Source organism: Mesonia profundi (assembly GCF_031085155.1).
In the GTDB taxonomy this organism is placed as follows: domain Bacteria; phylum Bacteroidota; class Bacteroidia; order Flavobacteriales; family Flavobacteriaceae; genus Mesonia; species Mesonia profundi.
In genome coordinates this window covers 1-22,999 of sequence record NZ_JAVHUL010000041.1, presented here as the reverse complement: position 1 = coordinate 22,999, position 22,999 = coordinate 1, and the positions used below count along the sequence as shown (strand labels likewise).

Here is a 22,999-nt window from a genome sequence, read left to right as displayed (position 1 = left end):
ATTTACTTTGTTTCATAGTTGACAAATTTAAAATTAATTATAACTTCTATTTGTCCTAATTTTGGGGAAGCTTACAATCTTATTTAGAGGAGTATTTTTTACTGCTTGTCTTGTGTTAACAATTTAAATGATTATTTTAAAATCAACTTCTTCGCTGAAGCTGCATGGTTCACTTTAAGAAAATAAACTCCCTTCGCTAAAAAACTCAGGTCTAATTGATGTTCTTCTAGATTGCTCACTTCTTTTTCTAATACTGTTTTTCCTGTAGCCGAAAACACCTCTATATATTCTATGGGAGTTTGACTATTTCCTACAATATTGACTTTACCAATAGACGGATTAGGGTAAACGCTAAAATCATCTTTCCAGAGCACATCACCAATAGATAAGCCTTCCTCTGGGCCAAATTTAGCAATATAGCCATTCCCCATATTATACCCAGATGTAGTAGAAGGATGAAAATTCACCTCTTCTTGGTGGCTTTCTGGCGTAGAGATATTTTCTAAACTAAAGGTATCACCCACCAAATAAAATATACTATCGTTAACTACAGAGATACTGCTATAATTCTCACCTTCATTACCGCCGAAATAACTGCCCCAAGTTAATTCTCCATCTAGTGAAAATTTCATCATAAAGATATCGCTACTCCCAGCGAGGGTACTTTGGTAGGTATTGGTGCTATTGATAAAGCCATTTGAGCCAGTAATACCTGTTATGTATATAGCGTCATTCTTTACCCTTATTTCTTCCGACTCTAAATTATTGTAATCAATTTCAGAACCACCCATATAGGTTCCCCAAATTGGGGTAAATCTACTTGTAAACTTCCCTAAATACACATCTAACATACCACCGTGCGAAGTTTGGTAGGCATCTGGACTTATTAAATTATCATCTATGAGTGTGTTAAAGACATAGGCAGAACAATAAATAAAATTGTTGTAAAATGTAAAACTTGTTATGAGCAGGGTGTCATCTAAATAGGTGCTGTAACTACGCTGCCCAGTATTGGTATTAAATTTAGAAATTACTTGTTGGGTAGGGGTTTGTTGGTAGGCATCCGCAGTAAGGTAATAATCTTCATATTGCGCAAGTACAGGAGCTTTAAAAGAACCAATAATTTCTGCATTGCCATCATAAGCTAGAGATCCAGGTGTTGTAAACCCATAATAGGAAGCCCATTGAAGCTCCCCAAGATGATTCAATTTAAAGAAGTATCCATTACGCTGTTCTTCACTATTTTCTTGGACCATAAAATTGGGCTGAAAAGTATTGGGGGTTGTAATACCCGTTTGGATATTAGTATATGATACCCCGTAAAAATTACCATCATCATCTAAAGCAAAATCAAATACGGCCCCATTTGTTGGCGTGTATGTTAACCATTGGGTAGAAAAATCTAGGTTGAGTTTGGCTAAGATAGTTTTATCAAAAAGATTTACCAATTCATCGTGAGGATTAGGAAACCAAGCATCTGGAGTTCCCAAACCGCTTTCCTCAGAAAAACCAGAGATAAAAATATGGTCGTTTGCATCTATGTTGATTTTATAAACATAAAAAGGTAAATACACGGCCTTTAACAAATCGCCCTCTGGTGAAAATTTAGCCACCAGAGTTTGATCATTAAAACCAGTGGCAAGATTAGAATTGTAGGTAAATTGAGGGTCTTGTGTAGTGATAAATTGATTGTAGTACTCTTCATCCTCAAGAATAGAGCTTACATCGCCAAGAATATTAGCCATTGCGATAAGATTGCCTTCACTATCTATAACACTAGTGGTAAAGCGTGTTCCTTGTCCTCCAAAATAGGTTGCCCAATTTTTATCATACGCATCAAAATCTTGGGAAAATCCAGCATGGAAGCAAAAAAGCAAGCTTATAAAAAAGAAGATATTCTTCATGATGTTAATTTTTAAAATATTAATTTACAATTTACTTAATTACTTAATTACTTAATTACTTAATTAAAAGCAAATTTTATAGTTTATCACTGCAATAAATAGATTCGAAAAATTAATCAACACAATCATTTTTATACTATTGTCCTAAGATTTCATTAATGTTATTATTTTTTCTACGCTCTACTTGTCTTAACTAAAGACCATCTTTAGTTTTATTGATACTTTCTTTATTGTAAGTGATTTAAGTAAGCGTAACTTATTAAGTAGTGATGTTATTGTTGTCTTGTCTGTTATCCCAAAAAGAGACTATTTCGATAGTATCTTTTTTAATTTCATAAAAGATTAGATAGACATTCATTGGTATTACGCGTGTTTTTTTATTTACGGTTAATCGCCCAATAAACTCACTTTTTGATAGCGTTTTTAATAAATCTTCTATTTCTTTAAGAAGTTTTAAACTATAGGAAGGAGATTTATTCCTCTGGAGGTAAAATTCAAGAGTATCTTGTAATTCTGATTTAGCTAGATCTGACCAAATTATTTCTTTTTGAGCCATTCTCTGGTCTCGGAAATTACAGATTCATTACTTGAAAACTGACCATTCTTTATTTGTTTTCTACCCTTTGAGATAGAACGTTCTTGCTCGGGAGATAAGGGATATAGAGCCTGTTCAGAGGTGTCAAATATAGTCTGCAGAGCTTTTAAGAATTTCAAATCTTTAGAATCCTTAATTCTTGAAATCAAGTTTTTTTTTATTTGAGCAGTCATATCCATAGGAATTCAATTTTGGCATTTATCAAAAATAATGATTTTAATTCAATTCTCTAATTCTTCGTTTGCATTTTATGTTTGTTGTTTTAAATCTAAATATCTCTATTAATTTGCAACAACTCCTCTAAATAATCTCGTTTATTAGAAAGTCTGGGGATTTTGTGTTGTCCGCCAAGCTTATTGTTTTTCTTAGACCAGGTGTAAAATAAGTGGTGTTTAGCAATATGCACTTGTAACCTATTTAAGGTGACATTATTTTTCCTTTTGGCTTCATAATCGCTGTTAAGGGATTGCAAAGATTCATCTAGACAACGCTCAAATTCTTGAAGGTTTTTGGGCGGCGTCTTAAACTCAATGATCCATTCGTGAGCGCCTTTCTTTTTGTCTTCCATAAAAACAGGGCCCGCGGTATAATCTATTATCTCAGAACTTGTAAGTAGAGTGGCTTTTTTTAGCGCTTCTTCGGCGTTTTCTATAATCAGTTCTTCTCCAAACACATTAATGTGGTGCTTGGTTCTTCCGGTGACTTTAATCCGGTAAGGATGGGTAGAAGTGAACCTAACGGTATCGCCTATCTTATAACGCCATAGTCCGGCATTGGTGGTAATAATAATGGCGTAATTGATTCCTATTTCTACTTCGCTAAGCGGAATTGCTTCTTCTTCGCTAGAACCATAAACATCCATCGGGATAAATTCATAGAAGATTCCATAATCTAACATGAGTAAAAGTTCTTTGCTGTGATTTCTATCCTGAACGGCAAAAAATCCTTCCGAAGCATTGTAGGTTTCATAATACTTAAAGTCGGGTTTAGTGATTAATTTATGGTATTGATCTCGGTAAGGTTCAAAACTCACACCCCCGTGAAAATACACTTCCAAATCTGGCCATACTTCCTGTAAGCTTGCTTTTTGCGTGTATTGCATCACATTATTGAGTAGCACCAACATCCACGAAGGAACTCCGGCAAGGCTGGTCACATTTTCTTGTATAGTGGTTTTGACAACGGCTTGCATTTTGGCTTCAAAATCGCTCATCAACGAAATTTCATTGTTGGGCGTAGAGCTGTAAGTCGCCCAAAAAGGCATATTATCTATCAAAATAGCCGATAAATCGCCAAAGACAGTTCCGTTTTTTCTATATAATTCTTTACTTCCGCCTAAGCGTAAACTTTTACCCGTAAATAATTGTGAATTTTCATTATTGTTTAAATACAGACAGAGCAAATCTTTACTCGCCGCATAGTGACAATTCTCTAAAGACTCGGGGCTCACGGGCACAAACTTACTTTTGGCATTGGTGGTTCCGCTAGATTTCGCAAACCATTTAATGGGCGTGGGCCAAAAAATATTGTTTTCTCCTCTTCGGCTTCGTTCGATTAGAGGTTCAAATTCCTCATAGGTTTGGATGGGCACTCTCTGGGTAAAAGTTCTGTAATTGCGAATACTTGCAAAGTCATATTTCTGACCAATAAGCGTGTCTTTTGACGTATCAATGAGCTGATGCAAGATCTCACCCTGAACTTCATGAGGGTACTTTATGAAAAGTTCCATTTGATGAATTCTTTTCTTTAAGAACCAGGAAGCAATCGAATTTACAATGGGGATTGGCATTAATCGTGTATATTTAAACCTTTAATGAAAGTTATAAAAATAAAACTTAAAAGTGGATAGCGTCCCTTTCTTAGTGAAAATTTACAAAATATGTTGTTTGAAGGAGTATTAAAAAAAATGCCTACCGAATTAAAAGAGGAAGTTCAGTATTACATGGTTTTTGAAAACGATTTTCTACATGTGAATCAACTTTTAAATCAAAAAATAAGTCTTTCTTTTTTAAAATACCAATGTTTAAACTGCGGAAAAGATAAAAAAATCTTTAGACAGGGTTTCTGTTACGATTGCTTTTATGAGATTCCGCAAGCTGGAGATTGGATTATGAAACCCGAATTAAGTACAGCCCATTTAGAGCAAGAAGATAGAAATTTGGAATACGAGAAGAAAGTACAATTGCAGCCGCACATTGTTTATTTGGCCAACTCCAGTAATGTAAAAGTGGGGGTGACAAGAAAAACACAAGTACCTACGCGTTGGATAGATCAAGGCGCACACGAAGCTTTAGAAATTTTAGAAGTTCCTAACCGTTACCTCGCCGGAATTGCTGAAGTGGCTTTAAAAGATCACGTAGCCGATAAAACCAATTGGCGAACTATGCTGAAGAATGAGATTGAAGATGTAAGTTTGGAAGAAAAGAGAAACGAGTTGTTACAATTCTTACCGGAAGAGGTAGAACCTTATATTTTAAAAAACAATAAAGAAACCGAAATCAATTTCCCGGTACTGCGTTATCCCAAAAAACTAAAAAGTTTAAATATTGAGAAAAGCCGAGAATATACGGGTGTTTTAAAAGGCGTTAAGGGACAATATTTATTATTTGAAGACGATAGGGTTTTTAACGTACGTAACAATGCAGGTTTTTATATCGAGCTAAAAGTATAACTGAATTTTCTAAAATATCAGTTTGGAAAGAAAATGGAGTGTGGTGGCTGAGTGATTTTCGATGGAAAATTGTATTGAAGACACAAATCGTAAGTTTCGACACGCTAGTAACAAAGACAAACAGGTTTTTTACAAGAGAGAGTGCCATTCCTCCTTCGTCGGAATGACAGATTTTGAAGTTTCTACATTAGTAAATACAAGCAGTTTTTTGCAAAATAGAGAAATTGAATTGTTGGAGGTTAGGAGCAAGTTAATCCATTAGGATTTTTGCTCTCTTTCCTCTGGAAAGGGCTGGGGATAGGATGAGTTTACTTCTGCATTAAACTAGCAGAGATTTTAGGAAACCTCAATTGATTCCTAGCATGCAAAAAAAAGGCTCGATAGTGATATCGAACCTTTTTTTATATCAAAATAAGCGAAAGCTTATATATCTTCTTGATCTCTTAAATGCTGAATATAAGACGCTTTTTGAAGCTGTCTTCTTTTTTCCACAGATGGTTTTGTGAAATGTTTGTTGTCTCTCAATTTCTGAAGAGTCTTAGTATCACGATACTTTCTTTTTAAACGTTTTAAAGCACGTTCTATCTTCTCACCGTCTTTTACTTTTACAATTAGCATATAGTGTTTTTTTAATTTTAAAATTCATAAGGATACATCGTGTACCATTTCAATTTCATAACAACCAAACAGGTCTGTGAAAATTGAGGTGCAAATATATAAATAATTATCTATAAACGAAGCAAAAAAATATATTTTAAAAAGATTTAGCCAAGAAAATTTCTTAACATTTTATTCTTGGAAGAATCTTTCAATTTCCTGATTCCTTTTTCCCTAATTTGTCTCACGCGTTCCCGAGTAAGACCAAAGGTATCTCCTATTTCTTCTAAGCTCATAGCCTGATGATTTCCTAGTCCATAAAACAACCTAATCACATCAGCTTCTCTGGGAGATAAGGTGTCTAAAGCTCTACTAATCTCAATGGTTAGAGAATCGTGAATTAAAGCTTGATCTGGATTGGGAGAATCGGTATGATTTACCACATCATATAAACTAGAAGTTTCCCCTTCCCTAAGCGGCGCATCCATAGATAAATGTCTTCCTGAGTTTCTTAAAGATTGTCTTACGATGCTAATGCTAAGGTCTAATTCTTTAGCAATTTCTTCTGGAGTAGGAGGACGCTGATTGGTTTGTTCTAAATGAGAAAAAGCTTTGTTGATTTTATTAATAGATCCAATTTTATTCAGCGGTAAGCGAACAATTCGAGACTGTTCTGCTAAAGCCTGTAAAATAGATTGACGAATCCACCATACGGCGTAAGAGATAAATTTAAAGCCACGAGTCTCATCAAATCTTTTAGCAGCTTTAACCAAACCCACATTTCCCTCATTAATGAGATCGGGTAGGGTAAGTCCTTGATTTTGGTATTGTTTAGACACAGAAACTACAAAACGAAGGTTCGCAGTAGTTAACTTATCTAAAGCCACTTGATCTCCTTCTCTAATTTTTTGTGCCAGCTCTACTTCTTCCTCTGCAGTAATTAAGTCTACTTTACCAATATCCTGCAAGTATTTATCTAAAGAAACCGACTCTCTATTGGTGACTTGCTTGGTAATTTTAAGTTGTCTCATAGCGCAAAACTGTTTTTGATGTAAGTTAGCAAAAAACTGATAACCAAGGTGTTTTTATTTTTTATCTTTATCTTTTCCCTTTCCAAAAAGATCTTTAAGAGCGTTCCCTGCTGCTTCTTTAATTTTGTCTTCTCGGTCTTTTTCTTTCTCCTCTTTCGTTAGTGGTTCTTTGTCGTTTTCTTGAGTTTTAGTGCTGTCTTGAGTCGTTGTATTGCCCTCCTCTTCTTGGTTTTTATTCTTGTTGATGTAGTCTTTTATCTTGTCTTTCGTGCTCTCAATGGCCTTGTCTTTTTGAACTTCAATAATATGTTGTGTTAGTTCTTGTATGGCTTGCTTGGTGTTGACTTTTATGTTGGGACTGTCAAAAGAACCGGTTAAGCCAATAGGTAGATTCACGTTCATAGTTTCTAATTCGGTGGCACTTAATTTTGCCAATTGGCCACCTACTTCAGATCCTAAATATTTTGCAGGAATATTTAAATCTAAATTATAGTTCATCACATTATCAAAACTATGCGAACCGCCAGCGGTAATCTTAATGCCTTTAACGTTAAAATCAAATGGCTTTAAATTAATGTTACCGTCGCTAAAGGTTAAGTTGGTTTGTAGGTCTTTTAAACCAAGGCTGTCTAGATTAATAAAGTTTAGTTTTCCGTTAAGTTTTGACAATAAGGGCATTTTTTCGCTGTCAACTTTAGCGTCTAAAATTTGTGCAAAAGCATCTCCTGCTAAACTCGCAATAATAGGGGTAAGGTCATTGTTTAAATTTCCTTTAAGGTTAAGCGTCGTGTTTAAATTCCCTTGTAATGCTTTGGCTATGGGCGCTAAACTTTGAATAATCTCTAAACCGTTAAAAGATTGCACAATATCAATACTCTTTAGGCCTAAATTCATGTCAAAAGTAGGAGTAGCATTTTTGGTAGAAACGTTTCCGTTAATCGCGATATTACCTCCAAAAATATTGGAAGTGATATTTTCTAACCTCGCGGTTTCATCTTTAATGATCAAGGTTCCTTTTGCATTATTCAGGGTAAGGTCGTCGTATAATATTTTATTTGTGGTAAAGTCTAGACGTGCATCTAAGAAAGAAGGTATTTTTATGGCTTCATCTTTGGTTGCGGGAGCGGCTTTTCCTTTTTTAGAGGCTTCGGGTTTCGCTTCCGCGGAAGCGATCATGAAATCATTTAAGGAGAACGTATTAGATTGTACATTAAACCTCCCCTTTAAATCTTGATCTGAAAACATATACCCCATTAGATTCTCTAAAGAGCCCGAAACATTGGCATCTGTTTGCCCAGAGCTGATTTGCATTTCGTCTAGCGTTACTTTGGTCGTATTAAAGTTAAGACTTGCCTTAGCAATATTTACGTCGTTAGGAATCTCTGGAGAAATATATTTAAAGTTGGTAATACTGGCTTTTCCGTTACTTTTCACATTTTGATAGCGTTCTTTCTCGATAGAATTCATATCAAAATTGGTGGTAATGTTGGCTTTTAAAATCCCATTAAGATCCATATCTAAATCTAAAGGATAAGCTTGTTTAAGGTTGGCCAAATTTAAGGTTCCGTTAACGGCAAGATTCACCAACATATTTTCGGTAAGGTTTTTAAAGTTTCCTTTAGCAGAAAATACATCCTGATCTATTTGAAAGTTAAGCTTGTCTAAATTTAGGTAAGTGTCAGCTATAAGTCCGGTTTCATTTTTAAGTACCGCATCCATGTGAATATTTTCTACACGTTTGGGTAAATCTGCAAACTTAAAGGAAGCATTGTCACTTTTCACCGAAATATCTAAGGTAGGAATATGCGTTTCATCAACCATTCCTTTAATCATTCCGTTAAGCATAAAATCTCCAGTAGTATCTACGCCGTCTAAGTTTTTAGCATAAGTTTCAGGGATTACCGCCAAGAAGTTTTTAAAGTCTGAAGACGGGGTTTTAAAAGTTAAATCGATCTCGTTATTAGTTTCATTTATCTTTACAAAGCCGTTAAAGGTTAACGGCAGCTGATTGATGTAAGCTTCGTTCTCTAAGAACGTATATTTCTGATTTTCTAGGTTCAGCTCAAAATCGGCATCTAGTTTTAATTTATGATTTTTAAGGTAGTTCACGCTATCCATTTCAAAAGAGATAAGTCCTTCAGATTTGGTATTAAGCGTGGTGGTAGAAGCCGAAAAATCTCCGGTTCCTTGATGGTTAAACTCAGAAAGTCTTAGGTACATTTTACTTGATTCATCCAAGTAGTTAATTCGTGTGTCGTTAATCTCGTAATGCTGCACGTCTAGTGATAGTCCGCCATCAGCAGAAGTCGTATCTTGTGTTGTAGAAGCACTTTCTTTAGCAATATCGTAATTGGCATTTCCTAGAGGATCTACTTTCACATTGATGTAAGCTCTATTTAAAATAAGCTCGTTGATGCTAAGGGGTTCATCTCCGCTTTTAAAAAGCTGGGGGATGTCCATACTCAATTTGATCTCTTCTCCAGAGGCTAAGGTGTCTCCGGCAAAAGGTTCTTTATTCACCACGCTTAGGTTTTTTAAAGTTACCAAAGCGTCAGGAAAGCTTTTGTATAAGCTTAAATCAAGCTCTTCCCAACTTACCGTGGCGTTAACATTGTTGTTGATAGATTTCTTAATCGATCTTTCAATGGGGCCTTTAAAAAGTACAGGTGCCAAGAAAACGAGGAGAATAAATACCACTAAGATAATCCCGATTATTTTTAATGCTTTCTTCATAGTTAATCAATGCTTAATTCTTGAGTTTGATCTAAATTAAATTTCTTTCTAAAAATATATACGCCTAAATATAAAAAAGGAGTGTCTAGCAGCGCAATTAAAACTTTAAATAAAAAGCCACTTAACAATAAGGTACTAAATAACTTCCATTCTATTTCCTTGAAACTACATAGCAATAGTAGTACCACAAATGTATCTACAAATTGAGACAAGAAGGTAGAAAAATTATTCCGAAGCCATAAATGTTTTCCTTTGGTTAATTTCTTCCAAAAATGATAAAGTTGAATGTCTATAAATTGCGCCAATAAATAGGCCGCCATAGAGGCAAATACAGCAATTGTGGTAGAGCCAAAAACAGTGTTAAATAAATCGTCGCCTATGGGAGACCAAGTTGTTGCCGGAACTACTGAAGCTGTAAAAACAATGAGTAACGAGAACAAAGAAGCAAAAATACCTGCGATAACCACTTGGTTGGCCTTTTTCTTTCCATAAATTTCACTAATCAGGTCGGTGATTAAAAAAGTGATGGGGTAAGGTAAAATCCCTACCGAAATTTCAAAATGATACATTCCAAAAAAATCCCAAAAGAAAAACTTTTTAAAGATTAAGTTAGAAGCTACTAAAGCCGATATAAATAATGCGCCTAAAATAAAATATACCCTATAGGCCAATAACTTTTTGCTGACTTCCAATTAAATCTAAATTTGTTAATATTTCTAGGCTGCAAATTTAGGAGTATGTAAATTTGTTTTGCTTAATTTGCTGTGAAATTGTAGAACCTATTTTGTTAAATTTTTGAAAAAATCAGCACTTACATACATTGGCTTGGGGAGCAATCAAGGCGATAAGTTACGGCATTTACAAACGGCTGTAGATAGTATTCAGCAAAAAATAGGGGAGGTGGTAGAGATTTCTTCTATTTATGAAACTCCCGCCTTTGGGTTTAACGGACAAGATTTTTTTAATGCATGCGTGGCCGTAAATACTAGGTTTTCTGCTCAAAAAGTACTCGTTTTTTTGCAAGAAATAGAAAAGGTTAACGGGAGGCAGCGCGCTACCAACGGCTATGAAGACCGAAGCTTAGATTTAGACATTCTTCTTTACGGAATTGAAATCATCGAGTTAAAAGACTTACAAGTTCCTCATCCGCATTTGCATAAAAGAGATTTTGTACTTTTTCCCTTAGCGGAAATTGCTCCAGAAAGCATTCATCCTCAGTTTCACAAAAGTATAACTCAGTTAAAAACAGAACTAGCTTCCAGCGGAATTAAAATTGCTTCAGCAGAATTAAAACTAGAAACTTTAAATTTTCAGCAGTTTAGATACATTGCGATTGAAGGAAATATAGGTGCGGGAAAAACAAGTCTCGCCACGATGATTGCTCAAGATTACAAGGCAAAACTCATTTGCGAGCGTTTTAAAGACAACCCCTTTCTACCCAAATTCTATAAAGACCAACAGCGTTATGCATTTTCTTTAGAAATGTCTTTTTTAGCTGATCGTTACCAGCAATTGCTAGATGACATTTCGCAATATGATTTGTTTGCCGATTTTATGGTAGCCGATTATGATGTCTATAAATCCTTGATTTTTGCGGAAGTAACCTTGCAAGAGGAAGAATTTAATCTCTATAAGAAGCTTTTTCAGATTATGTACAAAGATTTGGCAAAGCCAGATTTGTATGTCTACCTCTACCAAAGCACAGAGCGTTTATTAGAAAATATAAAAAAACGAGGCAGAAGTTACGAACAGGAAATCCCAGCAGATTACTTAGAAAACATCAATAAAGGTTATCTTAACTTTATTAAAAATCAGCATCACCTCCATGTGAAAATTATTGATATTACACATTTAGATTTTGTCAATAGTCGAGAGGATTATGTGCAAGTACTTCGTAGTATTCAGGAATCATAAGGATTTCTATGGAGGATTTTAAATTGAACTGTCATTCCGACGTAGGAGGAATCTTATCGTTTCAACTTACCAAATTAGCTCATTTTCAAATCATCACAACAACTGCTTGGGACTTCGATACAATTTTCTCTAGAAAATCACTCAGCCGCCGGATTTCATTTTCAAATAAACACATTGGCACATTTTCAAATTAACACATCAACCCATGAATAAGAACTTAAGTCAGATTAAAAAAGAAGTTTACGAGGTATGCGGTCTTGAGATTATAAACTTTGAACTCGAGCCAGAAAGCAAAGAATATGATGCTTCCCGATTTAAACTAAACGGAAAGAAGGTCTTGTGTAGAAGTGCGAAGTTAACGCCAAAAAAAGTAGGGCAGTTCGTGACTTTTTGGAAACGAAATGAAGGCGGTACTATTGCACCTTTCGAAGTCTCAGATCTTATCGATTTTTATGTGGTGAATGTACGAACCGAAAATAAGTTTGGGCAGTTTGTATTTCCAAAATCAGTGTTGGTAAAGAGGGGAATTATCTCCACCCCAAAGAAAGAAGGAAAAAGAGCTTTCCGCGTGTATCCCATTTGGGATTTGGTACTAAGCAAACAAGCCAAGCGTACTCAACAATGGCAGTTGGAATATTTTTATGAAATCAAGACTTCCACCAACTTTAATAAGGTAACGGAATTGTATAAGAATAGATAATGTTTTGAAAGTTACTCGACTTGTAGGAATCAAAAATTTAAATTAATTTTACGTAGAATTTTTTAAGAATGAGTTGGGGCGCAGGTCACGTTTTTGATATGATTAACCGTATTAAGCAGAATAGAGCTTTGCGCGGTTCCCGTAAAAATAAATTTAAAGAAAACAGCAGATACCTTCACAAAACTAGCTTAAAACCGAATCCTTTTCTAAAAACCTATCCAGAAAAGAAAGTAAATCAAATTAAATGCAGAATTAGAACCAAAGCGAACAGAAGAAATAAGAAGCAAGCTTTTGTATTCTGGACTTTCTTAGCTTTCGGATTTTTATTTATCGTGTTAATACTTTTTTACTTGTAAAGATTTGAGATTAGGTTTCATCTTCAAATTATCAAATTAGCTCATTATCAAATCACCACATCATCCGCATGAGGCTTCGATACAATTTTTTTCAAAAATCACTCAGCCGCCGGATTCCATCTTCAAACTAACGCATTGGGTCACTTTCAAATCAGCTCATTGACACATCTTCAAATTACCAAATTACCACATTACCACATCAACCTAAGCTTTCATCTTGGCAAATAAATCCCACATGACCACGCCAGCACTTACTGAAATATTGAGGGAATGTTTGCTTCCGTATTGCGGAATTTCAATCACTTCATCGCTCATCGATACGATGCTTTGTTGCACCCCTTTTACTTCATTGCCAAAAACAATAGCGTAGGTTGTGTCTTTTTGGGGTGTAAAATCTTGGAGCATTACTGCGTCTTCGGCTTGTTCGATACTTAAAATTTTGACTCCGTTTTCTTGAAGATTTTTGATGACGTCTTCGGTTTTTTCGCAGTGTTCCCAAATTACGGTATCGGTGGCGCCCAAAGCGGTTTTTTGAATGTCTTTGTGAGGCGGAGTGGCGGTAATGCCGCAAAGAAAAACTTTTTCAATTAAAAATGCGTCGGCGGTTCTAAAGACAGAACCTATATTATTAAGGCTTCTAATGTTGTCTAACACCACAATGATGGGCGTTTTTTTTGCTTCCTTAAAAGCGTCAATAGATTTTCTATCGAGCTCACTGTTTTTTAATTTTCGGTTTTTCATAGGTGCAAAAGTAAAATTATTTTTGGCATCGGGAAGAATGTAAACACCTAACTTTTATAGTTTTTGCGTTAGGGATTGCAGCAGTTACCCTGCAGGGAGCGGTAGCGAACCGAAGCGTAAAAGCGAAATGCCCGCCCTAGCGGTACGGGCAGGCCCGGCCGCAGGCAACGCCCAAATATAAAACCATGAAGCGTAATGAATTCTTAAGGCTTATTTTTTAACTCCTCATTAAAAAACGTATTTTTACTGTTCGATTAAAAAAGATAGATTTTGACTGCAAAAAAAGCTCCCAAGGTAACCCCGTTAATGAAACAGTACAACAGCATTAAGACCAAATATCCCGATGCGATGTTGCTGTTTAGAGTGGGTGATTTTTACGAAACTTTTGGGGAAGATGCGATTAAAGCAGCCCGAATTTTAAACATCGTGCTTACCAATAGAAATAATGGGGGAGAAAAGCTAGAGTTGGCGGGTTTTCCACATCATTCGTTAAATACATACTTGCCTAAATTGGTGAAGGCGGGGCAACGCGTGGCGATTTGCGATCAATTGGAAGATCCCAAACAGACCAAGAAAATTGTAAAACGAGGTGTAACCGAATTGGTGACGCCAGGAGTTTCTTTAAACGATGAGGTGCTGCATAGCAAGAGCAACAACTTTTTGGCGGCGGTGCAATTTGGAAAAAAGCTTTTCGGAATTTCATTTTTAGATGTTTCTACGGGAGAGTTTTTAACCGCTCAAGGGAATGCAGAACATATCGATAAGCTGTTGCAAAACTTTCAGCCGAGTGAAGTCTTGATTCCGAAGAAATATAGAAAAAACTTTACGGAATTGTGGGGAGAAAATTTTCATACTTTTTACTTGGAAGATTGGGTTTTTCAACCCGATTATGCTCAGGAAACCCTAACCCATCATTTTGAAACCAAGAACCTTAAAGGTTTTGGCGTAGAGCGTTTGCCTGAAGGAGTGATTGCCTCTGGTGCGGTTTTACACTATTTGGCAGAAACACAGCATAAAAAATTACAGCATATTACGTCTTTGTCACGAATTGCCGAAGAGGAATATGTGTGGATGGATCGTTTTACGATTCGGAATTTAGAGCTTTATCAAGGAAATGCACAGCAAGCGGTGACGCTTTTAGATGTGATAGACAAGACGCTTTCGGCGATGGGAGGTCGCTTATTAAAACGTTGGTTGGCGCTTCCGTTAAAGAATAAAGAGAAGATTGAAGCGAGACACGCTGTGGTGAAGTATTTTATGAAAAATCCGCAGCAGCGAACAGAAATTCAAGAACATATCAATAAAATAGGAGATTTAGAACGCTTAATTTCTAAGGTCGCTACCCAAAAAATTAGTCCGCGGGAAGTGGTGCAGCTAAAAAAATCTTTAGATGCCATTATTCCTATTAAGGGGCTATCTGCGTCAAGCGAAGAAGAGGCCTTGCAGGTAATTTCAGAAAATTTACATGGGTGTGATTTGCTTCGGAAAAAAATAGAGGAGAGTTTACACGAGGAAGCTCCCGTAAACATCAATAAAGGAAATGCCATTGCCACCGGTTTTTCTGAGGAGTTGGATGAATTAAGAGGTTTGGCATTTTCGGGCAAAGATTACTTGGATAAGATGCTGAAGCGAGAGGTGGAAGCTACTGGAATTACAAGCTTAAAAATAGCCAGCAATAATGTGTTTGGATATTATATAGAGGTGCGAAATTCGCATAAAGATAAAGTGCCCGCAGAGTGGGTGAGAAAGCAAACCTTGGTGAATGCAGAGCGTTACATCACCGAAGAATTAAAAGAATACGAAGCCAAAATTTTGGGTGCCGAAGAGAAAATTTATGCTTTAGAGCAAGAGATTTTTCACAAACTGGTGCTTTGGATGGCCGATTATATAGAGGCGATTCAAAAGAACGCTTCCTTGGTGGCGCGTTTAGATTGCTTGCAGAGTTTTGCACAATTGGCTTTAGAAGACGATTATAATGAGCCTTCCATCAATTTAGGACACGATTTGCATATTGAAGAAGGACGGCATCCCGTGATTGAAAAGCAATTGCCTGTAGGCGAATTGTATGTTTCTAATAACGTTCATTTAGACCGAGAGGAGCAACAAATCATTATGATTACGGGTCCTAATATGAGTGGTAAGTCGGCTATATTGCGACAAACAGCCTTAATCGTATTGTTGGCGCAAATGGGAAGTTTTGTACCTGCAAAAGCCGCACAAATAGGATTGGTAGATAAAATTTTTACTCGGGTGGGAGCGAGCGACAATATTTCGTTGGGAGAATCTACATTTATGGTAGAGATGAATGAGACGGCGAATATTTTGAACAACCTCTCTGAGCGAAGTCTTATTTTATTGGATGAGATTGGGCGGGGAACGAGCACCTATGACGGGATTTCTATCGCTTGGGCGATTAGCGAATATTTACACGAGCATCCTTCTAGGGCAAAAACCTTATTTGCGACGCACTACCACGAGTTGAATGAGATGACGCAAAGCTTTCCCCGAATTAAAAATTACAACGTTTCGGTAAAAGAGTTAAAAGACAATGTGTTGTTTCTGCGAAAGCTTACTCCTGGAGGTAGCGAACATAGTTTTGGTATTCATGTGGCTAAGATGGCAGGAATGCCACAGCAGGTATTGCATAGGGCACATAAAATCTTAAAGAAATTAGAAAAGTCACACGGAGAAGATGCGCTGAGCAGTCAGGTAAAAAAAGCTACGGAAAAAGAACCTCAACTTAGTTTTTTTAAGTTGGATGATCCTTTATTAGAAGAAATAAAAGAGGATATATTACATATTGATATTGATACACTTACGCCGGTGGAAGCTTTGATGAAATTAAATGAGATTAAAAGAATGTTAGGAGGGAAGCAGCTTAAGGAAGAAAAAAAATAAATTTTCTTATGATTTTGTTTTGCTAAACTAAAAAAAGGATTAAATTTGCCACCGCAATCACGGTTGCACGTTCTTAAACAGATTACGCGAAAATAGCTCAGCTGGTAGAGCGCCACCTTGCCAAGGTGGAGGTCGCGGGTTCGAATCCCGTTTTTCGCTCAGAGTCTACTAGTTATTTATATACTCTTATAAAAACATATTAGCTCGGGTGGTGGAATTGGTAGACACGTTGGACTTAAAATCCAATGAACATTAGTTCGTACGGGTTCAAGTCCCGTCCCGAGTACTTAAAACCTTGTTAATCTTCTGATTTTCAAGGTTTTTTTGGTTTTAAGGTCTTTATTTGTACGCAGTAGAAGCAATAAGGGTGTTTAATTTTATGGTATATGGATTTATGTTGTTATAAAAATTGGTTAAATATATAGCTATATTTAGCTGTTATTAAGGTAATTTCCCTGTTAAAGTACCTCTAATTGTAACTCTATTTGTACCAGTGAAGTCAAGATTATTCTCAAAAATCACATCGTCAAAAAATATGTTAGTTTCATTTTCTGATCCAGAAATAGTGATTGTTCCGTCTATCGCAGTCATTAAAATTTGAGGAGTACTATCATATTGAAAATCTCTTTGAACGAGCAACTCGTTATTGGCTAAATTGTATGTATCATTTAATAATGTTCCATTTTCATTCTTGATTCTGAAAAAACTAAGTTCGGCTAATTTACCGTTAAAGGGGCCCACAATAATAGTACTCCCTCGTTAACCTTAAAAAAATATCCAGGATGAATATGTAGCTCTTCTGTAAGTTTAAAATAAAAGGGTTTGAACTTTTTAAACTAGTTTATAGTTTCGTTTGCAGTTAACTTTTTGGTCTAGCTTTCGCAGATAGCGCAATTTGATTCCCCGGTTAGATCTCCGTTTTTATCAATTTCATACTTGCAACATTCATTAAATCTTTTCTTTAAAATGCTTTTCGCTCTTCTAATTCTTGCCTTTACATTTTCAAGGCTAATGCTTAAATGTGTCGCTACTTCCTTCTGTTTCTTTCCTTCTATATAAACCAATTCGATGACCTCTCCGTAAATTTGGGGTAATTCATTTATAAATTTATCAAAACAGCAAAAGTGTTTTTGTTGTTGTGGGGCAGCTTCCTTCGTAATATGGAATTTCTCTACATAAACAGATTCTTCACGGAAGTAATTGTTGACTTCATTTCTGGCAATTTGAAAAACCCATGCTCTTGCTTTTTCTTCGTCTTTAAGCTGAGGGATGTTTTTATGTATCTTTAGGAAGGTATTTTGAAAAATATCTTGAGCAGCATTTTTATTTTTCAACTTTTTTAGAATGAAAAAATACAGCTCCTCATTAAAATTATTCCATATTTTTTGAGTTTCCATAGTCAAAAGTAGATAAAGCTTAGTTTATAAACCATTAGTGTCAGGTTAAAATTTTAAAGATGATAGCAGTCTAAGTACTGAAAGTAAGAAAAGTGAGAAATAAAGCATGAATAGAATTACAGTTTATTTTTTTACATTCGGCTAATAATTCTGAAATTAAATCTAACTTCTATTATCTAAAAGCGCCAGTCCGGTAAGGACGGGCAGCAGTCTAACATCTTAGTCGGACACGACTATTTTTAAACTAAGCTTTATTAGAATTAACAGCAATCACATTTGTCACATTGGCATTTCTCACAAGGACAATTGCTGGTTGCGCAATTTTTGCAGTTACATTTAGTACAGTCACAATTGGTGCATTTACAAGTATTCATAAGTTTAATTTTTTAGGGTTCATCAAGTAGACTGGAAAACCTTTAAAAAGATACATTTTTTTCGACTTTTTTAATAGGAAATTAAGAGGCAGGAATACTTTAGCTTATTGTTTGTAAATTATGGTCCTATTTTTCTGGGTAATGGAGCAGATTTTAAAATTTCCTCAAGCAAAGCTTCTGGAGAATCATAAACATCTATATTATGGATCTTTTCTATACTAAAATGATTTTCTGAATCGATAAATTCTTCGGCTTCATCTTTTGAATCTTCACTGTTAAACTTAAGAAATATAAATTTAAACTTCTCTTTATTTAAAGCTGGATCTGAAGTTATACTAGCATAGAATTGATTCTCTTTATCTTCACTTCTTTTCGCAAAGTCTATATCTGATTCTAGTTTAGTCTCTTTTACAGCATAAAAATATTTTTGTGCTCGCTCTTATTCCGATTTCATTGGAGAACAGATTTCAATGAGAAAGTCGTTGTTATCCAACAGATATCCTACTTTTTGCCCCCAAGGTTTTTGAGTTAAGCTTTCAAATTCGGTAGCTCGCGCCTTGATGGCGTTTTGAAAATCTTTCTCTACATTTTCTGAGGTAAAAGCCAATTCAATTCCAAATGGTTTTCCAGAATTTTTTACTTGTTTCAAACCGCCCTTTTAAATTTGAATTTGCTAATGCTGTGGAAGCAAAAGCAATCGTCGTTTCTCCAGAAATCAATTCTTCGTAATCTTTTTCGGGAGGGATAAATTTAGATTTAAACCCGAATGCTTTCTCGTAGAACTCTATAGTCTTGACAACATTCTCTACAATAAAGTATGATGTAGGAATATTTCATATGCTTAGCTTATTTTATTAATCCCTAACGATGGTAGAATGTAACTGCTGGAGCTTCCATGTTTGATCTTCTTTTACCGCAATCACGCTTTCCATCCAATGCGCTCGCCCAAGCGTGTCCTTTCCTTTTACAAAAGCAGCATAATTATCATAAGCCAACCAAATGGAGTTTTTATTATGTACAGATTTTACATACTCAAACCTATTCAACCTCTTAATACCTTGTTTTTTCATCGTGTTTTTTGTCGTGTAGTGAAGAATAGAATCATTGTTCCACACCGCTCCATTTTCTAGGAGAATAAAGTCGGTTGTATAATACTTGGAAACTGCAGTCGAATCCAAATTGGAGAATATATCTTGAAATGAATGGGTTACTAAACCCTTTACGGAATCGATATCTGCTTGCTTCTGAGTTTCGGTAAGATCCACACTTTTCTTTGTTTCTGAATTTATTTTAGTTTCACAAGAAGAGGGGATTCCAATAAGTAGTAAGATGATAATTTTTTTCATTTTTTTTGTAAAGTTTATTTTGAACTTCTTAAATGTAACTATAGAACTGAGCTAGACTTATCAATTTATGTATAAATCAGTTTGTTAGAGAATACAATTTGATAAAAATAATTAATTTTGAAATTTTCATATCGTCTATAAGGTTAATTCTTCTAGTTCATCTATGAGTGGCTCAATCTCTTTCTTATTCTTTAGCATGCGTTTTTTTATTCCTACATACATAAAAATGAGAATGCTTAAAGTCAAAAGTACATGAATTAATATTCTCATGGGAATAGTTAGTTGCTGTAATAGTTCAATATACCCCGTGTTTAAGCCTAATAAGAGTAAAAAAGTATACATCCACATGTATTTTGAGGTGATCAACTTCTTCTTCTTTAAACTTTTAATCGTAGCTGCAATATAATTTTGATTACTTAAGTCTCCTTCGTGCGTATTAGGTTTTAGTTTACTTTTGTAAAGCTGCCAAAGAATAAGAAGCATGCCTAAACCTATGCAAATTATTGCGGTCAAATAGTAATAGCTTTGGGAAATGGGTAAGAAGAGGAGAAGAATTAATACCGTTATGGGAAAGGAAATACCCAAGAAAATTCTTTCCTTTTTGTTTTTCTTTTCCACACTAGTGAGTCGATTAATGAGTGTTCTTACATCAAGCGGACTAGATTTTTTCTCCTCCCATAGGTTTTTCCAATTAGAAATATCTTGTTCCATTATGAGTTTAATTTTTTGTTTAATTTCTTTTTAATCCGATTAATTCTTACGCCAACATTAGACATACTTAAGCCCGTAATGTCTGAAATCTCTTTGTAGCTGTTTTCTTCCAGTAGCAACCCCATAAGGATTCGGTCCATTTCTTTTAAAGAGGCGATAGTTGTATAAAGCTGATTGATTTCCTTTTCTCGAGAAGATAAATCTTCTTCCTGCGTGGCTACTCCCTCAATATTGGGTTTTAAGCGCGGAAATTTAGTGTCGAATTTTCCCTTTCGTTTGGAATAAAGAATGGCTGTGTTGGTGGCTATTCTGTAAATCCATGTAGAGATTTGGCTCTCTCCTTTAAAGGAGTTTAAATTGTTCCAAATTTTGATTAATATTTCCTGACGCAAATCATTAGCATCACATGCATTCCCTGTAAATCCTAAGCACAAGCGATAGATTTTATCTTTGTTTTGCTCATACACTTGCGTGAAATAATGCTCTTTATTATTCATGATTCATGAACACTTTTATTTCTTTGTAAAACCAATTGGGCTCATCCCACATAATAAAATGTTTGGCAGTAGGGGCTATTTTAATCTTTACGGAAGAAACTCCCTGAAACTGCCTCTCATAGTTACTTTGAATCATCTCTTTGGTAACGCCGTAATCTTTTGCGGCATACCAACTGCCTAACACCAAAACCGGAATCTTTATCTGAGAAATCTTCTCTCTTAAATCGGTGGTCATAAGCTCATACATAGCTTGCGCAATCGTTTTCCTAGAAGAATTTAAAGACCATGTTGTGGCTATTTTAATCTTTTGGGAATCCTTCATCATCGTGGCCATAGTCACTTTTTGCTGTTCCGCGAAAGTACTATCAGCAGTAGAAAGAATCATTTTTTTTATCATTTTGGCTTGAGGAATACTACTTTCTTCTGTAGCATTGGGGTTAAATGCAGCCGATATAAAAGGGTAGGAGTCAACAATAATTATTTTTTTGAGCATTTTAGAATCTTCACTTGCTAATGACATAGAGAGAAAACCACCTAGACTATGACCTATGAGTATAGGTCTTTGTGTTAGTTCTTGCTGAATATACTTTTTGATGCCTTCTTGTATGACTGGCAAAAAGCCTTTCTCCAAATTTATAGGCTCTTGTGTATTGAAGCCTGCTAGAGTTAAGATGTGACATTGGTAATGGTTTTGAAGAGCCTCTAGAGTTTGGTTCCATACTTCTCCAGAACTCGCTAAACCTGGAATAAGAATAATAGGATCTCCCTTTCCTTCTATCTTTACCTCAAAGGGATAGGAGGATTCTTGACTCTGGCCATACATGTTACTTTGAAAAAAGAGAACGGCTAATAATAAGATGGTGTTTTTCATGCTAATTGTTTCTATGGTTTACTCTTTAGATTAGAAACTGGTAGTTTTATTACACTTTTTAGCTCCTTACTTTTAAATTTACGCCATTTTCTTTACAATTTTCATCTTTCTTCATTCTAGTTCCGCTCAATATGACATGATAAATCTCATTAATATTACACTGCTATACATTTTTTGTGACTCTACCTTGGCTTTTTTCCGTTTAGCGGATGAGCTTCTTCAGAAATAGAATAATTTTTCTAAATTTGGCCAAAATAAAGAATAGTTATGATGAAATCTATGAAGTTAGGCTTAGTTTGCTTAATCACGTTGTTAAGTTTTCAATTAAAAGCTCAAGACTCCATTTCTTCTTCTCCCAAAAAGTACAGCATTGGAATCACAGAAACGCCTCCTTTTGTAGAGAAATCTGCGCAAGGAGTTTCTGGACTCAGTATAGAGTCTTGGGAAATGGTGAACCAACAATTAGGTTGGGATTATGAATATAAAGAATATGAGTCGTTGGCCGATTTATTACTGGCCGTAGAAAAAGGGGAGGTAGACTTTAGTGTGAATCCCATCACGGTAACTGATAAGCGCATGGAAAACATCAACTTTTCGCAGCCTTATTTTATCTCTCAAACGGCCATTGCACAAATCAAAAAGTCTAACGCCTGGGCGGTCGTCAAGAATTTATGGAGTTGGAAGTTTATTTCGGCTTTATTAATCTTGATCGGAGTGATTTTTATTTTCGGTTTCTTAGTCTGGCTTTTTGAGCGTAAGAAAAACGCAAAAGAATTTGGCGGAGAAGGTTTTAGCGGAGTAAAAGAAGGCTTTTGGTGGAGTGCCGTCACCATGACCACGGTGGGTTACGGAGATAGATCCCCAAGAACTACGGGCGGAAGAATCATCGCTTTAATATGGATGTTTATGGCCGTTATTATTATTTCTAGTTTAACGGCGAGTATTGCTTCGGCTTTGACCGTAGAAAGTATCAATAACGAGATTAGCTCGGTCGCAGAGTTGGATCGTTTTAATGTAGTTTCTGTAAGAAGTTCGAGTTCGCAGGAGTTTCTAAACTTGTATAAGATTAAACACGAAGAAGTGAAAGATGGCGTTAGCGGAATAGCATACTTATTAAATCACCCCGATGATTTGCTTATTTATGACTTGCCTATTTTAAATTATGAGATTGAGCAGCAAAACCTGCAAGATGATATTCAGGTGTTAGAAAAAACCTTGAAAAAGGATTATTTTAGTTACAGTTTCCCTAAAGACTCAGATTTGATAGACCAAGTAGATCCCGTTTTAATTAGTGCGATGAAAACGATGGAATGGAGTAGATTGATGAAAAACTATAATTAAAACTATTTTTTTAATAGAAATAAGCTATAAAAAATAGATTATTTCAAGCAAAATGTTAATCTAAGCTTTTGAAATAGGCCATTATCAGAGAGGCTTCGACAAGCTTAGCGTGATAGTTTAATAGATTTTACAACAATTAAGCAAGTACAACTCTAAGATTTGCTAGATTCAAGTAATAAACGCAACTTCTGTGTAAAACAAAAAAATCCTTTCTTTTAAAGAAACGATTTTTTAATTTATCAAGGTGTCCCGTCCTAAAATAGCGATACACAAAAACCGGGTGTATATGAAAACATCAGAAAAGAGTGGGTACCAGAAGAAA

The 22,999-nt window shown here is 35.5% G+C and carries 23 protein-coding genes and 2 tRNA genes; 8 read left to right on the top strand and 17 right to left on the bottom strand.

What is annotated here, in order from left to right:
• Positions 1–131: 131 nt before the first annotated feature.
• From RBU60_RS12530 to RBU60_RS12515, 4 genes are all read right to left on the bottom strand, one after another.
• Entirely contained in the window at positions 132–1,904 is a 1,773-nt protein-coding gene (locus tag RBU60_RS12530; RefSeq protein WP_308865394.1) for a T9SS type A sorting domain-containing protein, read from the bottom strand.
• A 259-nt stretch (positions 1,905–2,163) separates the two neighbouring features.
• A complete protein-coding gene (locus RBU60_RS12525; protein ID WP_308865393.1) occupies positions 2,164–2,460 on the bottom strand; it encodes a type II toxin-antitoxin system RelE/ParE family toxin in 297 nt (98 codons plus the stop codon).
• Positions 2,442–2,678 carry a hypothetical protein gene (locus RBU60_RS12520; protein WP_308865392.1) on the bottom strand — a complete coding sequence of 79 codons (237 nt, stop codon included), beginning with the start codon at positions 2,676–2,678 and terminating at the stop codon, positions 2,442–2,444. Before RBU60_RS12520 ends, RBU60_RS12525 begins: the two co-directional genes overlap by 19 nt.
• Before the next feature lie 89 nt (positions 2,679–2,767).
• Positions 2,768–4,288 carry a GH3 auxin-responsive promoter family protein gene (locus tag RBU60_RS12515; protein WP_308865391.1) on the bottom strand — a complete coding sequence of 507 codons (1,521 nt, stop codon included), beginning with the start codon at positions 4,286–4,288 and terminating at the stop codon, positions 2,768–2,770.
• A 90-nt stretch (positions 4,289–4,378) separates the two neighbouring features.
• On the opposite strand from RBU60_RS12515, the gene RBU60_RS12510 reads away from it, so the two are divergent.
• On the top strand, positions 4,379–5,170 hold the full coding sequence (locus tag RBU60_RS12510) for a DUF2797 domain-containing protein (RefSeq protein ID WP_308865390.1): 792 nt from the start codon (positions 4,379–4,381) through the stop codon (positions 5,168–5,170).
• 423 nt (positions 5,171–5,593) lie between these two features.
• On the opposite strand, the gene rpsU is transcribed toward RBU60_RS12510, so the two are convergent.
• From rpsU to RBU60_RS12490, 4 genes are all read right to left on the bottom strand, one after another.
• On the bottom strand, positions 5,594–5,788 hold the full coding sequence (gene rpsU, locus RBU60_RS12505) for a 30S ribosomal protein S21 (RefSeq protein ID WP_308865389.1): 195 nt from the start codon (positions 5,786–5,788) through the stop codon (positions 5,594–5,596).
• A 146-nt stretch (positions 5,789–5,934) separates the two neighbouring features.
• Positions 5,935–6,798: a sigma-70 family RNA polymerase sigma factor gene (locus RBU60_RS12500; RefSeq protein WP_308865388.1), complete on the bottom strand. Its 864-nt coding sequence runs from the start codon at positions 6,796–6,798 to the stop codon at positions 5,935–5,937.
• Positions 6,799–6,852: 54 nt separating this feature from the next.
• Entirely contained in the window at positions 6,853–9,531 is a 2,679-nt protein-coding gene (locus RBU60_RS12495; RefSeq protein WP_308865387.1) for an AsmA family protein, read from the bottom strand.
• Positions 9,532–9,533: 2 nt separating this feature from the next.
• Entirely contained in the window at positions 9,534–10,223 is a 690-nt protein-coding gene (locus RBU60_RS12490) for a queuosine precursor transporter (protein WP_308865386.1), read from the bottom strand.
• Between the two features lie 103 nt (positions 10,224–10,326).
• Here RBU60_RS12490 and folK point away from each other — a divergent pair, with 103 nt between their 5' ends.
• From folK to RBU60_RS12475, 3 genes are all read left to right on the top strand, one after another.
• Positions 10,327–11,445, top strand: a complete 1,119-nt coding sequence (folK, locus tag RBU60_RS12485) for a 2-amino-4-hydroxy-6-hydroxymethyldihydropteridine diphosphokinase (protein WP_308865385.1) — start codon at positions 10,327–10,329, stop codon at positions 11,443–11,445.
• Between the two features lie 205 nt (positions 11,446–11,650).
• Positions 11,651–12,145: a MepB family protein gene (locus RBU60_RS12480; RefSeq protein WP_308865384.1), complete on the top strand. Its 495-nt coding sequence runs from the start codon at positions 11,651–11,653 to the stop codon at positions 12,143–12,145.
• 68 nt (positions 12,146–12,213) lie between these two features.
• Positions 12,214–12,501: a hypothetical protein gene (locus RBU60_RS12475; protein ID WP_308865383.1), complete on the top strand. Its 288-nt coding sequence runs from the start codon at positions 12,214–12,216 to the stop codon at positions 12,499–12,501.
• A gap of 204 nt (positions 12,502–12,705) precedes the next feature.
• Here the strand turns inward: RBU60_RS12475 and RBU60_RS12470 are convergent, their stop codons facing one another.
• Positions 12,706–13,242, bottom strand: coding sequence for an RNA methyltransferase (locus RBU60_RS12470; RefSeq protein ID WP_308865382.1), 537 nt, complete (start codon positions 13,240–13,242; stop codon positions 12,706–12,708).
• Between the two features lie 306 nt (positions 13,243–13,548).
• Here RBU60_RS12470 and mutS point away from each other — a divergent pair, with 306 nt between their 5' ends.
• The 3 genes from mutS to RBU60_RS12455 all read left to right on the top strand — a co-directional run bounded on the left by mutS (position 13,549) and on the right by RBU60_RS12455 (position 16,426).
• On the top strand, positions 13,549–16,140 hold the full coding sequence (mutS, locus tag RBU60_RS12465; protein ID WP_308865395.1) for a DNA mismatch repair protein MutS: 2,592 nt from the start codon (positions 13,549–13,551) through the stop codon (positions 16,138–16,140).
• An 86-nt stretch (positions 16,141–16,226) separates the two neighbouring features.
• A tRNA-Gly gene (locus RBU60_RS12460) sits at positions 16,227–16,299 on the top strand.
• A gap of 43 nt (positions 16,300–16,342) precedes the next feature.
• A tRNA-Leu gene (locus tag RBU60_RS12455) sits at positions 16,343–16,426 on the top strand.
• A gap of 155 nt (positions 16,427–16,581) precedes the next feature.
• Here RBU60_RS12455 and RBU60_RS12450 read toward each other — a convergent pair.
• The 8 genes from RBU60_RS12450 to RBU60_RS12420 form a co-directional block, all read right to left on the bottom strand.
• Positions 16,582–16,881 (bottom strand): hypothetical protein, encoded by a 300-nt coding sequence (locus RBU60_RS12450; protein ID WP_308865381.1) that lies wholly within the window; start codon positions 16,879–16,881, stop codon positions 16,582–16,584.
• A gap of 131 nt (positions 16,882–17,012) precedes the next feature.
• Positions 17,013–17,537 carry a sigma-70 family RNA polymerase sigma factor gene (locus RBU60_RS12445; RefSeq protein WP_308865380.1) on the bottom strand — a complete coding sequence of 175 codons (525 nt, stop codon included), beginning with the start codon at positions 17,535–17,537 and terminating at the stop codon, positions 17,013–17,015.
• Positions 17,538–18,350: 813 nt separating this feature from the next.
• Positions 18,351–18,560, bottom strand: a complete 210-nt coding sequence (locus RBU60_RS12440) for a VOC family protein (RefSeq protein ID WP_308865379.1) — start codon at positions 18,558–18,560, stop codon at positions 18,351–18,353.
• Entirely contained in the window at positions 18,520–18,699 is a 180-nt protein-coding gene (locus RBU60_RS14150) for a VOC family protein (protein ID WP_328517251.1), read from the bottom strand. Before RBU60_RS14150 ends, RBU60_RS12440 begins: the two co-directional genes overlap by 41 nt.
• A gap of 66 nt (positions 18,700–18,765) precedes the next feature.
• Entirely contained in the window at positions 18,766–19,257 is a 492-nt protein-coding gene (locus tag RBU60_RS12435; protein ID WP_308865378.1) for a nuclear transport factor 2 family protein, read from the bottom strand.
• 135 nt (positions 19,258–19,392) lie between these two features.
• The gene (locus RBU60_RS12430; protein ID WP_308865377.1) at positions 19,393–19,968 is read right to left on the bottom strand and encodes a hypothetical protein; all 576 of its coding nucleotides are present in this window, start codon (positions 19,966–19,968) and stop codon (positions 19,393–19,395) included.
• Positions 19,968–20,465: an RNA polymerase sigma factor gene (locus RBU60_RS12425; protein WP_308865376.1), complete on the bottom strand. Its 498-nt coding sequence runs from the start codon at positions 20,463–20,465 to the stop codon at positions 19,968–19,970. Before RBU60_RS12425 ends, RBU60_RS12430 begins: the two co-directional genes overlap by 1 nt.
• The gene (locus RBU60_RS12420) at positions 20,458–21,336 is read right to left on the bottom strand and encodes an alpha/beta fold hydrolase (protein ID WP_308865375.1); all 879 of its coding nucleotides are present in this window, start codon (positions 21,334–21,336) and stop codon (positions 20,458–20,460) included. The genes RBU60_RS12425 and RBU60_RS12420 overlap by 8 nt, the downstream gene beginning before the upstream one ends.
• 267 nt (positions 21,337–21,603) lie before the next feature.
• Here RBU60_RS12420 and RBU60_RS12415 point away from each other — a divergent pair, with 267 nt between their 5' ends.
• Positions 21,604–22,677 (top strand): transporter substrate-binding domain-containing protein, encoded by a 1,074-nt coding sequence (locus RBU60_RS12415; protein WP_308865374.1) that lies wholly within the window; start codon positions 21,604–21,606, stop codon positions 22,675–22,677.
• Positions 22,678–22,999: the final 322 nt, after the last annotated feature.

What these genes read in the sequence shown, in the direction of transcription:
- RBU60_RS12530 (WP_308865394.1), bottom strand. Translation starts at nt 1,904, where the DNA reads ATGAAGAATATCTTCTTTTTTATAAGCTTGCTTTTTTGCTTCCATGCT.
- RBU60_RS12525 (WP_308865393.1), bottom strand. Translation starts at nt 2,460, where the DNA reads ATGGCTCAAAAAGAAATAATTTGGTCAGATCTAGCTAAATCAGAATTA.
- RBU60_RS12520 (WP_308865392.1), bottom strand. Translation starts at nt 2,678, where the DNA reads ATGGATATGACTGCTCAAATAAAAAAAAACTTGATTTCAAGAATTAAG.
- RBU60_RS12515 (WP_308865391.1), bottom strand. Translation starts at nt 4,288, where the DNA reads ATGCCAATCCCCATTGTAAATTCGATTGCTTCCTGGTTCTTAAAGAAA.
- RBU60_RS12510 (WP_308865390.1), top strand. Translation starts at nt 4,379, where the DNA reads ATGTTGTTTGAAGGAGTATTAAAAAAAATGCCTACCGAATTAAAAGAG.
- rpsU (WP_308865389.1), bottom strand. Translation starts at nt 5,788, where the DNA reads ATGCTAATTGTAAAAGTAAAAGACGGTGAGAAGATAGAACGTGCTTTA.
- RBU60_RS12500 (WP_308865388.1), bottom strand. Translation starts at nt 6,798, where the DNA reads ATGAGACAACTTAAAATTACCAAGCAAGTCACCAATAGAGAGTCGGTT.
- RBU60_RS12495 (WP_308865387.1), bottom strand. Translation starts at nt 9,531, where the DNA reads ATGAAGAAAGCATTAAAAATAATCGGGATTATCTTAGTGGTATTTATT.
- RBU60_RS12480 (WP_308865384.1), top strand. Translation starts at nt 11,651, where the DNA reads ATGAATAAGAACTTAAGTCAGATTAAAAAAGAAGTTTACGAGGTATGC.
- RBU60_RS12475 (WP_308865383.1), top strand. Translation starts at nt 12,214, where the DNA reads ATGAGTTGGGGCGCAGGTCACGTTTTTGATATGATTAACCGTATTAAG.
- RBU60_RS12470 (WP_308865382.1), bottom strand. Translation starts at nt 13,242, where the DNA reads ATGAAAAACCGAAAATTAAAAAACAGTGAGCTCGATAGAAAATCTATT.
- mutS (WP_308865395.1), top strand. Translation starts at nt 13,549, where the DNA reads ATGAAACAGTACAACAGCATTAAGACCAAATATCCCGATGCGATGTTG.
- RBU60_RS12445 (WP_308865380.1), bottom strand. Translation starts at nt 17,537, where the DNA reads ATGGAAACTCAAAAAATATGGAATAATTTTAATGAGGAGCTGTATTTT.
- RBU60_RS12435 (WP_308865378.1), bottom strand. Translation starts at nt 19,257, where the DNA reads ATGAAAAAAATTATCATCTTACTACTTATTGGAATCCCCTCTTCTTGT.
- RBU60_RS12430 (WP_308865377.1), bottom strand. Translation starts at nt 19,968, where the DNA reads ATGGAACAAGATATTTCTAATTGGAAAAACCTATGGGAGGAGAAAAAA.
- RBU60_RS12425 (WP_308865376.1), bottom strand. Translation starts at nt 20,465, where the DNA reads ATGAATAATAAAGAGCATTATTTCACGCAAGTGTATGAGCAAAACAAA.
- RBU60_RS12420 (WP_308865375.1), bottom strand. Translation starts at nt 21,336, where the DNA reads ATGAAAAACACCATCTTATTATTAGCCGTTCTCTTTTTTCAAAGTAAC.
- RBU60_RS12415 (WP_308865374.1), top strand. Translation starts at nt 21,604, where the DNA reads ATGATGAAATCTATGAAGTTAGGCTTAGTTTGCTTAATCACGTTGTTA.